This window comes from Bartonella sp. AC158YNML (assembly GCF_042196725.1).
GTDB lineage: Bacteria > Pseudomonadota > Alphaproteobacteria > Rhizobiales > Rhizobiaceae > Bartonella.
In genome coordinates this window covers 34,949-47,271 of sequence record NZ_JBHIQU010000005.1, presented here as the reverse complement: position 1 = coordinate 47,271, position 12,323 = coordinate 34,949, and the positions used below count along the sequence as shown (strand labels likewise).

The 12,323-nt window shown below is 38.2% G+C and carries 8 protein-coding genes, 1 tRNA gene and 1 pseudogene; 6 read left to right on the top strand and 4 right to left on the bottom strand.

From position 1 onward, the window contains the following. The first annotated feature begins 24 nt into the window (after positions 1-24). Positions 25-1,413, top strand: coding sequence for a class II fumarate hydratase (fumC, locus tag ACFIM1_RS04095; RefSeq protein ID WP_375608135.1), 1,389 nt, complete (start codon positions 25-27; stop codon positions 1,411-1,413). A 780-nt stretch (positions 1,414-2,193) separates the two neighbouring features. Here the strand turns inward: fumC (ACFIM1_RS04095) and ACFIM1_RS04090 are convergent. Further along, positions 2,194-2,349 carry a hypothetical protein gene (locus ACFIM1_RS04090; protein WP_375694484.1) on the bottom strand — a complete coding sequence of 52 codons (156 nt, stop codon included), beginning with the start codon at positions 2,347-2,349 and terminating at the stop codon, positions 2,194-2,196. A gap of 597 nt (positions 2,350-2,946) precedes the next feature. Here ACFIM1_RS04090 and fumC (ACFIM1_RS04085) point away from each other — a divergent pair. Next, positions 2,947-3,156 (top strand): annotated as a pseudogene (gene fumC / locus ACFIM1_RS04085) (class II fumarate hydratase); the annotation flags it as partial. 667 nt (positions 3,157-3,823) lie between these two features. Further along, a complete protein-coding gene (locus ACFIM1_RS04080; RefSeq protein ID WP_375608134.1) occupies positions 3,824-4,714 on the top strand; it encodes an outer membrane protein in 891 nt (296 codons plus the stop codon). Positions 4,715-6,862: 2,148 nt separating this feature from the next. Here ACFIM1_RS04080 and ACFIM1_RS04075 read toward each other — a convergent pair. Continuing rightward, a tRNA-Leu gene (locus tag ACFIM1_RS04075) sits at positions 6,863-6,947 on the bottom strand. Positions 6,948-7,138: 191 nt separating this feature from the next. Here ACFIM1_RS04075 and ACFIM1_RS04070 point away from each other — a divergent pair. The 3 genes from ACFIM1_RS04070 (at position 7,139) to ACFIM1_RS04060 (ending at position 9,137) form a co-directional block, all read left to right on the top strand. Continuing rightward, the gene (locus ACFIM1_RS04070) at positions 7,139-7,744 is read left to right on the top strand and encodes a YqaA family protein (protein ID WP_375608133.1); all 606 of its coding nucleotides are present in this window, start codon (positions 7,139-7,141) and stop codon (positions 7,742-7,744) included. A gap of 12 nt (positions 7,745-7,756) precedes the next feature. After that, the gene (locus ACFIM1_RS04065) at positions 7,757-8,329 is read left to right on the top strand and encodes a disulfide bond formation protein B (RefSeq protein ID WP_375609320.1); all 573 of its coding nucleotides are present in this window, start codon (positions 7,757-7,759) and stop codon (positions 8,327-8,329) included. A gap of 283 nt (positions 8,330-8,612) precedes the next feature. Continuing rightward, positions 8,613-9,137, top strand: coding sequence for a type II toxin-antitoxin system PemK/MazF family toxin (locus ACFIM1_RS04060; protein ID WP_375606499.1), 525 nt, complete (start codon positions 8,613-8,615; stop codon positions 9,135-9,137). 1,384 nt (positions 9,138-10,521) lie between these two features. On the opposite strand, the gene ACFIM1_RS04055 is transcribed toward ACFIM1_RS04060, so the two are convergent. Beyond that, on the bottom strand, positions 10,522-10,722 hold the full coding sequence (locus ACFIM1_RS04055) for a hypothetical protein (protein WP_375609318.1): 201 nt from the start codon (positions 10,720-10,722) through the stop codon (positions 10,522-10,524). 294 nt (positions 10,723-11,016) lie between these two features. Then, the gene (locus tag ACFIM1_RS04050; protein WP_375609317.1) at positions 11,017-11,685 is read right to left on the bottom strand and encodes a hypothetical protein; all 669 of its coding nucleotides are present in this window, start codon (positions 11,683-11,685) and stop codon (positions 11,017-11,019) included. Positions 11,686-12,323 lie beyond the last annotated feature (638 nt).

The following is a 12,323-nucleotide window of genomic DNA, read 5'->3' as shown; positions in this document are numbered from 1 at the left end:
CCGTGAACAAAAAAGGATCTTATCATGGTTGAAACACGTCAGGAAACGGATAGCTTTGGAACGATTTCGGTACGTCAAGATCGTTATTGGGGCGCACAAACTGAACGTTCTCTGCATAATTTTAATATTGGCAGTGAAAAGCAGCCTCTTACCATTATTTACGCCTTAAGCCTTGTAAAAAAAGCCGCTGCACTTGTAAATATGGACAAAGGCAAACTTTCCCCAAAGATTGGAAAAGCCATTGTCACTGCCGCAGATGAAGTTCTCTCTGGCGCATTCGACACGCATTTTCCTCTTTCTGTTTGGCAAACAGGCTCAGGGACACAAAGCAATATGAATGTTAACGAAGTTATCGCCAACCATGCCAGCATGCTTTTGGGTGGCAAACTGGGAAGCAAAAAGCCTGTTCATCCCAATGACCATGTCAATATGAGTCAATCATCGAATGATTCCTTTCCCACAGCGCTTCACATTGCCACCACGCTGCAAACGCGCCAACATCTTTTTCCCATTCTTGAAGCTCTCATTACCACTTTAAGAAAAAAAGAAGAAGAATTTGCCGATATCATCAAAATCGGACGAACCCATACGCAAGATGCAACCCCCTTAACACTTGCACAAGAATTTTCAGGCTATCGCGTAGCACTAGAAGCCAATCTTCAGCGTATTGAAACCGCCCTTACCGATGTTCAAATGCTCGCCCAAGGAGGGACGGCTGTCGGAACAGGGCTCAATGCCCCGAAAGGTTTCGACGTCGCCTTTGCTGAAACAATTAGCTCCCTCACAGGGATCTCCTTTAAGACAGCACGCAATAAGTTTGAAGCTCTCGCCCATCATGGGGCGCTTGCCCATTTCCATGGAAGCCTGAATGCATTAGCCGCAGATCTCTTTAAAATTGCCAATGACATTCGTTTTTTAGGCTCTGGTCCACGTTCTGGCTTAGGCGAACTAAACTTGCCTGAAAATGAACCTGGCTCTTCTATTATGCCCGGCAAAGTCAACCCCACTCAGTGTGAAGCCATGACAATGGTTTCTTGCCAGGTCTTCGGGAACCATACCAGCGTAACATTTGCCGCCAGCCAAGGACATTTTGAACTCAACGTCTATAAACCTGTCATTGGCTATAACGTTTTACAATCGATTACACTTCTTGGTGATTGCATGCGCTCTTTTGATCTGCATTGCATTCAAGGACTACGGGCCAATCGCATTCATATTCACTCTCTCATGGAGCGCTCTCTCATGTTAGTCACAGCTCTTGCACCAGAAATTGGCTATGAAAAAGCTGCTGAGATTGCCAAAGCAGCGCATAAAAATGATACAACTTTGCGCACAGAAGCACTAAAAGCCGGGGTTTCTGGCGATGACTATGATCGGCTGGTTGATCCCAAAAAAATGATTGCGCCCCAATAAAGAGGGCACATGCTTTTGTTATTGCTTGTCAATCAACATCCAAACTTACTGCAGCAGCAAGATTAAAGTGGTTTGAAGGCTTTCTCTGCTGTTGCAGCTTATATACCAAAGAGGATGAGTGTATTGCATATCCCTGTTTGGATCGTCTCTATAATGGAAATACAGCCTCATTTGCAGAGAATATAAAGCCGTAAAGTAAAACCACAATCTCCAATCTTGCATCCTTTATGCAGCTTTGAAACAAAGATTAAAGTGGTTTAAGGGCTTTCTCTGCTGTTGCAGCTTATATACCAAAGAGGATGAGTGTATTGCATATCCCTGTTTGGATCGTCTCTATAATGGAAATACAGCCTCATTTGCAGAGAATATAAAGCCGTAAAGTAAAACCACAATCTCCAATCTTGCATCCTTTATGCAGCTTTGAAACAAAGATTAAAGTGGTTTGAGGGCTTTCTCTGCTGTTGCAGTTTATATGCCAAAGAGGATGAGGGTATTGCATATCTCTGTTTGGATCGTCTCTATAATGGAAATACAGCCTCATTTACAGAGAATATAAAGCCGTAAAGTAAAATCAATCTCCAGCTTTGCATCCTTTAATTTAGCCTTACAACTTTCAAAAACGTCAAGAGCAATATCTTTTAACGAATAGAGAGAACGCATTGCCTCACGCTTTTATTTTTCACGTTCTTTAATGGAATCACGTCCTTCATGTAAAATAGAACACCCCAAATCAAATATACTTGCGTAGCTAATTTACACGTTTTTTAAAGAAACATATCTCTATGTTCTCAAACCCATTTCGCAACAGTGTCCGTAAATGATATAACCTAAACACCATTGAACGCCCCCATCTTTACGCTTAGAGCAAACCAGCACCATCAACACAACTTCTACCAACGTCCACGATTGCGTGACATCCCTTAGTATTGGAGTCATGAGGGGATTTTGTCCTTATCTTATACAGTTTCACTCCACACAGGGCTCTCCCCGCTTGTAACGTGCAAGAGACATGGATTTTGTTTGATACAACAAGCAACAAACTTGAAACGAGAAAACTTAGGGTGTTTAAGGGTCCCATTCACGTTGAAGAGCACTCAATTATCCACTTATAAATCAGTCCATTCTCCCCCAAAGCCCCCTATAAAGAAGATGAAAACTTCTTAAGCCTCTCTGTTAAAAAATCGGGAGGCAAACACCCCGATTATGATGACTCCACAACATTCATTTTAGGGTCTCATTAGACTCTCATCGCCGTTTGCGACTCTTGCCCACGATTGCGTGAAATCCCTTATTGCGTGACGCCCCTTGACACTTGGAACAATGCATGAGGAGCATTTGTCTTTTATACAGTTTCACTCCACACAGGGCTCTCCCCGCTTGTAACGCACAAAAAAACATGATTTTGTTTGATCCAACAAGCAACAAACTTGAAACGAGAAAACCCTAGGGTGTTTAAGGGTTTCATTCACGTTGAAGAGCACTAAATTATCATTGATAAATCAGGATATTGCCAAAAGAAGAACAGCTCTTTGAACAGTACTTAATGCACCAAACGGTTTCGACATTGCCTTTGCCGAAACAATCCGCCTACTCTCGGAGGTCTCCTTTAAGACTACTCGCAATAAATTTAAAGCCCCCTGCTCCTCATGGAATCCCTCACGCCTCATGGGAGCCCTCGCATTTCCACAAAAGTCTGAATGGATGTACGCTAATCTCTTTAAAATTGCCAATGACATTCGGTTTTAGGCTCTGATCTACATTCTGACTTAAGCGAACAAGAAGGAAGATAATTTATCGTTTTACATGGTGCATAAGAAACTTCATGAAACTTGAGATTCTCGCACTTCTCCCCTTTTTATTCTTGGTATTGCCCCTTACTTGTTCTTCCTATTGTATTGAATCAATCAAAATTATTCGCCAAAATTATTCACTTGAGCATCATAAGCGAGAGCGTCATATAAATAAAAAACGATTGAAAAAAATAACGTCACGCATTTCTCAAACACCAAGAGCTATCGCAATATTGGAAACTGGCAAAGAATATAACAGTGCTAACATGCATTTTTAAATATCAATTTGATATCACCCATAATGAATATTGCATCTATAGAATAAATAATAAAAAGTATTTTATATATAAGATAATGGTTTTTTAATAAACTAAAAGCTTATTTTCTTATAGCATAATGTTTTCTAAACACAGAGTACAGTGAAGGACTATATTAAAAAGCTTGCAAATCAACGTTTCCATAATGAAAACCGCATGAAAAACAAGTTAAAAAAACTTTCAAAGTTACGTAAGCATAAATTTTTAGAGGATTTTATTTTTTCATAATGATATTAACTATAGATTTTTTTAACCAATTCATATACAATATATTATGTATTTAAAATAAATTGGGGACGTTTTATGAACACAAAATGTTTAATTACACTATCTATTTTCACTTTCATTACTGCTTCAACAGCGCAAGCAGCAGATACAGTAATCTTTAAGCAACCACAACTGAATGTTTCATCGCCAAACATTTTATCGCCACGTATCTCACCGGTTACTGTCTCTGCGCCTTTTTCTTGGTCTGGTTTTTATTTTGGAGGACAAACTGGATATTTTTCCAGTCAAAACACTCTAAATTACGCACAAGAAGCCAGAGAGGGGAAATGGGCTTGGGTTGATAGAGGCTTATCTCCCAAACCATCAGGATTGAGAGCAGGTTTGTATGCAGGCGCTAATATTGATCTGGGAGATAACCTTATTTTCAGTTTTGATACGGACATGGTCTGGTCTGGGAGAAAAAACACCCAAACAGACAATGGAAAGAAAATTCTAGATGAATTAGACACAATTAACGCAGCTTTTAAAGAGGCTGGGATTCCTATTATAAAACCTGCAGCCCAAGATGAAACGATACCCAACTATGGTGACATTGTTGTAAGCAGTGTAACGTTGAAAGAAAAATGGGCTGGCGCCGCACGCGCGCGTATTGGTTTTGCTTCCCATCGTCTTATGCCTTATATTGCAGGGGGTATCGCCTACACACAGATGCAATATATCATGTCACTGTTAACAAAATCGCAAGAAGATTCGACAGTATTTGCTTCTGGCAATGTATTAGATGAGACAAAAATCATGGTTGGTTACACTATTGGTGGTGGTTTTGATCTTGCAATGACAGATAACATCGTCATGCGTACAGAATATCGCTATTCAGATTTTTTTAAACAGAAATTTGCCGACGATAAACTTAAAATCGCCTCAAAAACGCATGATTTTCGCCTCGGCATTGCTTATAAATTCTAATATCTTGTAAAAATTGAACTGTTAAAAAACCCTGTTAAAAACAGGGTTTTTTTATAGCTCCCTTTCCCTTAGAAAGACGAAGATTCTCGAAACCAGTGCTAAACTTTAAACAAATGGTTACGAAACAATCCAGCTTTTCTTAAAGCAAGGTCCTATCCTTTGATCATTTCATGGTATACGTTTGGAATATAATAACTACAACATATTGACTTATAAAGATAATTTAGTTTTATTCAGTTTGAATGAGAGTTCCGAATAACATAAGATTCTCTCATTTCAAATCTGTTCATGTTGAATCAATAAAAACCATTCGCTTGTACGTCACAAGCGGGGCTGGAATGTGGGTAAATTGTATAAGACAAGGACCAAAAATGCTTCTTATGAATTTTATCAAATACCAAGGGCTTTAGCAACATTGAGAATTAGCAAATTGTGTAATAGCGCCGGTTTGCTTATTCATAAAGCTTTTATACACTTCACAAGCATTTTGACATCATACGATTGGGTGCCATCGTAAAATTAATAAGAGCACTTATTAAGAGATATTTCTTTAAAATAAATACGGATACCGCGCTTCAATGACAACTTCATATGATGATAACATGACAACAGCATAAAATAGAAAATCATCAGTTAATTTTTCAACTTCCTCTTCACATCTAAAAGAAAGCTTCCCTCATTAATCCATAAACAATCCAGTTTTTTCTGAAAAGTAACGTCCCTAACCACTTCTCGCACTTGACTTCATAAGATAACCAAACAAGATAACAAATCTATCCTTGGAGATTTTATCCAATCCGCTTTCCACTTATATCTTCACACTTTGCAATTTGTACACTCTTGTAAGAAAAAACTCTGTTGTCAAAGACAACCACTCAGTAAAAAAAAGATGACAGTCCTTTGAATAGCACAAATAAGGGACCTAATCTCCTCTTCACATCTGAAAGCTTCCCTCACTAACCTATAAATAATCCGATTTTTTCGGTGTAAATTCATCAACTTTCTGCTTATAGGATTCACTTTATATAGGGTCATGAGAATTCACTTGCCTCCCTCTTCAAAGGATAAAAAATCCAAAACCCACACCAATCTGTAAACAGATCGTATTCTTAATAGAGTCTAGTTTCTCTTGGCTTGCTATTCATGTGATGAACATGCATCAAGCGCTATGAGCAAACCCTTTCCCGAAATATCCAACGCCTCTTAAAAAAACGCTTTAACGTTTTAAGGAGGTTGTATTATAATACTTCAAATGAAGTGTCTTTATGCAGCGCATCAAAAGAATAACACAAACATCATTGTAAACAATCATAGAAATGACAACAGCAACCAGCAAAGCATCCTTCAAGAACAAACAGCTCTATTCCATTTTCCCATAAGCTGTAGTTCTATTAAAAGTTCTCACTCATCGATAGCACCAAGCAGATTCATATATAATTATTTTAAAAATAACCTTATCGTTTTACATCTTACCCTCTTCCCCACACCTCAAAGGAGGAAGATTCCTACCAGCCACTGGTCTGTCAACAATCCAGCTTCTCACGGGTAGGTTCCACCTGCTGACCCCTCATGCGGTCCACTTCATAAGTGCAACAAACAAGCCCTGCCCTGAATACGGATCACGATATTTAAAAACACTTACAATATGGAAAAATTTTCATGCCTTATATCAATGCTCTCAACAACGCTGTTTTACAGCATAATAGAATACCGTCATTTGATGATATAAGTACCATAGAGTCTCTACACCTGCAACGTCCAGCAGATGTGCCCCACTGAAAAGAGCTATATCATTTAAAAACAAACGTAGGTTTTAGAATTTTCATCCTTTAGAGCGAAAAAAAACAAATCCAAAGATGAGGTTACTCTCATACAATTTCAAATGTCATAACAGATAAAGGAAAGTATTCATGCGGTCGAGATAAGCCACACAGTCCAGCTCCATCCGCATATTTACCTTTAGGCAAATTTTTTTACAGAGAAAGCAGCAAATCTATTACGTATTCTTGTTTTCCTAATCACTTTTTAAACCACCTTTTGAATTACGCTTGTGACAGATTCATCAGATATCAAGGTCGTCCATAAAAGACAACTTAAATAAAATAAGATAAACAACGATATCAAGTGATAGTGTAGAAAATCTATAAGTGGTGCGGGTGGTCGGACTCGAACCGACACTCCTTTCGGAACCAGATTTTGAGTCTGGCGCGTCTACCAGTTCCACCACACCCGCACATTACTATAAAAGACAGACTTGTCGATTACCCTTTTGCACTATATGAAGAAGAACAGATTCGTCAACAGAAGACTTCTCATTTTTTAGAATTCATATCATTTTTTATTTGTTTTATGAAATATTGTCTCTACCGGATTTATAGAAACCTCATTTGTAAAGTCTTTACCTCTTAATTTTATAAAAAACACATGATATTAAACAAATTAAAGCTTTGGACGATTTCTTTAGCAAATCGGCGTACAGCACCACACTGGCTTGGTTTCATTGCTTTTATTGAAAGTTCTGTTTTTCCAATTCCCATAGATGTTTTATATATTCCGATGCTGCTTATCCATCCCAAGCGGGTTTATCGCTATGCTTTTCTTGCGACGATCTGTTCTGTTTTAGGAGGAATTGCCGGTTGGTTTATAGGACATTTTGCCTATGACACCCTTGCCAAACCTATTTTAGAATTTTACGGTAAAGTTGAAAGTTTTGAATCTCTAAAAAACAACGCAACCCTACAATTTCTCATCATTTTACTGATAACATCAGGTTTTTTACATCTTCCCCCCATCAAGATTGTCACAATTTTGGCTGGTGTTATGAGTGTGCGTCTTGAATTTTTCATTCTTATTTGTATTTTTTCCAGAGGCGCTCGATTTTATCTTCTCGCGTGGCTTATGAAACATTTTGGACAAAAAGCAATGAATTTTTTAGCACAGCATTTCAAATGGATTATTCTCATTGGTTTTGTTAGTCTCCTTTTAATTTATGGGGTTTTCATCGCTTTTTTAAACAAGCAGATTTTATAAGGAATAGACTCAATGGCATGCGTTTTGTCTTCTCACCCACTTTTACACAAGCACCTTCATGTTGAACCCAGCAGAAAAGAACAATGTTTCTGGGCTTTTTTTCTCACTCTTTGCTTGTCCACCATAATAGGTCTCGCCCTTAGTTTTGAATATCTTGGCGGCTATCTTCCTTGCGATTTATGTCTCATAGAGCGTTTTCCCTATTATGGTGCCATACCATTTTTGCTCTTAGCAGGTTTTGGGGCATGTTTTTTTCGCACAACGGCTTGGATACAACTTTTATTTTTGTGTGTTTTTGTCTTAATGTGCATCAGCCTTGTTTTAGCCGTTTATCATGCGGGTGTTGAATATGGCTTTTGGGAAGCTCCCCTCAGCTGTGGTTTAAGCGCAGTCAGAAAAACCTCAAACGTTAACCAGCTTCTTAACCAATTAAACAACATTCATCCTCCTTCTTGTTCTGAAGCATCCGTACGCTTTCTTTTTCTCTCATTTGCCGGTTGGAATGTCGTCTCAAGCCTATTTTTCTCCCTTATAAGCCTCTATATCGCTTCAAAAGGAATTCTTTCAGTCCATAAAAAACTCTAACCATAAAATAGAAACGAAACCGCGTGCACTCGTTCTCTCCAATCACTTCTCCCCCCTAACCAACAACCCTCCAGTCACCAATCCCCACCCAAACCAACCCACCAACACCAACGAGTCACCAACATCCCTCCTCTAGCGTTGTACTCAAAAGACAAAAATAAGCAGAGACATCCATTTTATGGTTTCACCTCTCTGTACTTATGGGCAACATTTTGATAAAAACTCGTGATAGAAAAGCCGTAAAATAATAAGTGAGGGGACCAATAAATATAAATGGTCTGCTATGGCTGAAGATAAGAACACAGCGCCTTCTACCCTGTCACCTATTTCCTTAGATATAACCAAACTTGAAGAACCATGTGTTATGATGGAACATGATCATAATGCATGGCGTGAGCATATAAAAGACAGGGATTTAAATGCTCCTTACGAAAAACCACCTCATATAAAACCACGAATCAAATCGGCACCACGCATCAGGCAAGTTTTTTGGTGCGATTTTCCTCATGATTCGATACTCCCTGAATTTTGGAAAAAGCGGCCTGTTTTAGTGCTTTCTAAGAATGCAAAATTATATGGAAATGTGACAGTTTTGCCTTTTTCAACGAAATCACAACCCAATAATCCCGCTGCGTATCCAATACAATCTCCCATAGAGAATAAAAAAGCATGGATTATCTGCAATTATGTCACAACAGTTTCTGTAAGTCGTTTAAGTTGCTCACGTACCGTTCCAAGATTATCCTGCGAAGATTTTCATAAAGTTGTAGCTCTAATGCTCAAATATTTACCGCATTTACACTATTGACTTTTGAAAAAAATAAGCGTACATATACCGCCATACACGGCATCAGTAATGGTGGCCGCTTCCCCGCAAGGGGAGATAGGAACGAAGGAGTGGGAAACCGCTCCTTTCGTCATTTTTGGTATTTTTTTTGAGAACTTTTTAGCCATTTTTTGCAACCTTCCCTAAAACATATCCACATTCATTCTCCACCGTTGTTGTTTTGAAATATTTGCGATTTGGGGATAAGCAGAAGACAATATCCGTACTGTTGATCCGGTAAAGTTTCCCATGGAGATTACCGAGATGTTGTACATACTTATCATTTCATTGCACAAAAAATCGTGCTGGCGTTTCTTAAACTTTATATGATTTACCGCAATGGGAATATCTTTCCAAGATTGAAAAAAGCTTCGCTTTATATGACCACACCTCAAACGATCGTATTTTACGAGAGAACAAAGAAAATTCTCTAATAAACTAGAAATCAACCCCCAATCGATTTCTATCTCTTCACCAATAATAATTGTTTGTCGCCCTAACCACATTATTTCACCGGTCACATGACCTAACATAGCTTTTGCAGATAGATTTTCTTCCCCTTTTCCGAGAAACGATCTATGTTAAGCTATTTTGGGATTTACTGCTAAATTGCGTATGCTTGCGCTTTTAAAGCCTTTTTTCTCACCATATAAAAGGTAGATAAAAAAATAATTTCGTTTATCAGCTTTATTTTAAAGACATACCTATTTTTTACAGGATACGTTCTCCTTTCTATCAGCCCTATCGCATTTAATACACTTGTCGTTTCTAAACATGAACAACCAAGCATCACAATGGAACAATAGACATCCATTGTAGCTTGTCATCAAGTTTTGTATATTTTGACACTAGGTTTTGTACCAATTAATTTTTTTTCAAAGAGTTTTTAAAAGGCTCTCAAAGGGGGGTCAAAGACCTCTCAAAGCCTTCTCTCATTTTTAGCATGAAAATGCACTTTTTTCTGATTTTCACTCTTTTTAGCTCTTTTTTACAATTTTAAATGTCAAAATCTATTTTGACAAAACGCGCATTGAATGCTAAATTTTATACATAAAAACAACAAATTACCATCTAATCCCACTGAGTATAAAGCCTAGTGTCAAACTACACCCATCACTTTCATTGGCACTTGCATTGACAAGAGATAAACAAGAGCATTGATCATCACACACGGAGCAAAAATCTATAGCGACTACGCCATAGACTTTCGCCACGCAAGGGTTATTCTTAGAGCATATTTATGATGAGATAATCATTTATGACATCCTTTTTGTTGTGCCAAAGAACAGGTTTTGCTAACTAGTTTTACTATTGTGCAAATTTCTTAAGAAAAACTCTCACTAGGTCTATAGATAGCAAGATTTCTTTATGGAGAGCGCACATGACGCTCAGCTTTGACCTTTTCCATAACAAGGGTAAATTCAAACTTTAACCAATGCGATAATAGACCTATTCTAAACGATTTACGCACCACCTCATCAGCAACAGGCTGCTCCAATATCGGTGCATTGACTTGAGAATTTTTTGCACTTCCACGCACCGTAAAAAAAGACTTTCTTTTTTTCATATTTAAATCCATTTCAGTTGATTTGGATTTTAAAAGTGCCCAAAAAAATCAAACAAAAATAGAGAGGTAAGTTACGAAAACTACAGGGTAAATTTTACTGCCCCAAAATGTCTATTTTTCCCCGCCTGAACAGTCAGAGGAACACTATAAAAATTATTTTCATTAAAAAACAACTACTTATAATCTAGGGGAAGAAAGGTAAAAACTTCTCCCAGAAAAGTAGATTATCTTCAAAATTATCAAAAAAAACAGCACAATTTTAGTGATCTTTTTATTTTTTTTCTTTTGATAAAATTAATTGGCAGGTGTCTTAGGCGCCCCTCCGGTAGGTTCCCAATTGGCAATACTTGCAAGCTGCTCAATAACATCCTCTTTTAACTTACCATTTTTCTTATTGCGTAAATCATATTGATCAGCATTCTGTTGCAGCCACTTTATAAGCGTTCCTTTAACAGTTTTACCACCCTCAGCCTCACTCACCGCTTCCCAAGCCGCAACAATAGCAGCAAGCTTTGGGGCATAGCGTGGATGCGTTGGATCTTGAAACGTATAATATTTTTGATCCTTAACGTCACGAGAATCATCCTCAGGGAAAAAAACTTTAGGTCTCTTACCACACAATAAAAGCCATTCTTTTAAATTATCTAAGGAAACAACAGAAGAATCTTGAAAAATAGGATTCTCGTCCCAACGCCCCCCCCAAAAATCACGATGATAGTACCCTTCTACCCTTAATTTTCCCTCTTTTGCTTCTCTTACTATCTCACTATAAACAGCTCGGAACAAAGCAATTTTAGCGAGCGGTACTTGATTCCCTCCTTCGTAAATACCACTGTCTTCAGGTCTGTGTTCGTTGGTAAATTCACATATAAGTGGATTCAAGCCCGCTATCAATAACGCTGCCTGCAGTATTGTTAGTTTTTGAGAACGTAAAAGCCATTCTAAACTTTCATCAATTTCCATATATTCCCCGCCTTGTTCTGCACAACTTAACATATTTTTCAAAACGCTAAGAGCAATCTCCTTCACTACACAGAGATTATACTCCCCTCACACTGCAACTTACCACACTTTTTAAGTGCCTCACAACCACACCCTTCCTTGTGATACACAAGCAAATGATTTGAATTGATTTAAGATAAGAAGTTTTAAAGTGAGAGGAATCCTACTGAATTTTGGGCTTTCATGCAAAATATCAGGCCAGTTACAAGGCGATAAATGCCCCTTCATAAAGTATCAATTTTCATGCGTGATCAAACAATTGGATATGATAATATCTCTTTCATTTATGCACTCCCACCTTTACCTGCCCCTGCAATTACAGCACAAAAGATAATTCGTTACATCAAATCCACCTCTAAATGCAAAAGCTGTAACAACGCTCAATGCGCGTAAATATCATAAGAATACTGACTTACACCTCCACAAGCGGGATGATTGGCGTAAAACTGTACAATAAAATGCCATGCCTATAATGAACCGAGCTAAAAGCTGTCGCAACATTGGGGGCTAAGGTGTATGATGATGCCGGCTTGCTCTTTATGAAGTAACAAGCCAGCACTATCTATTTGCCAGCCCCCAATGTTGTGACAGCCCTTGGC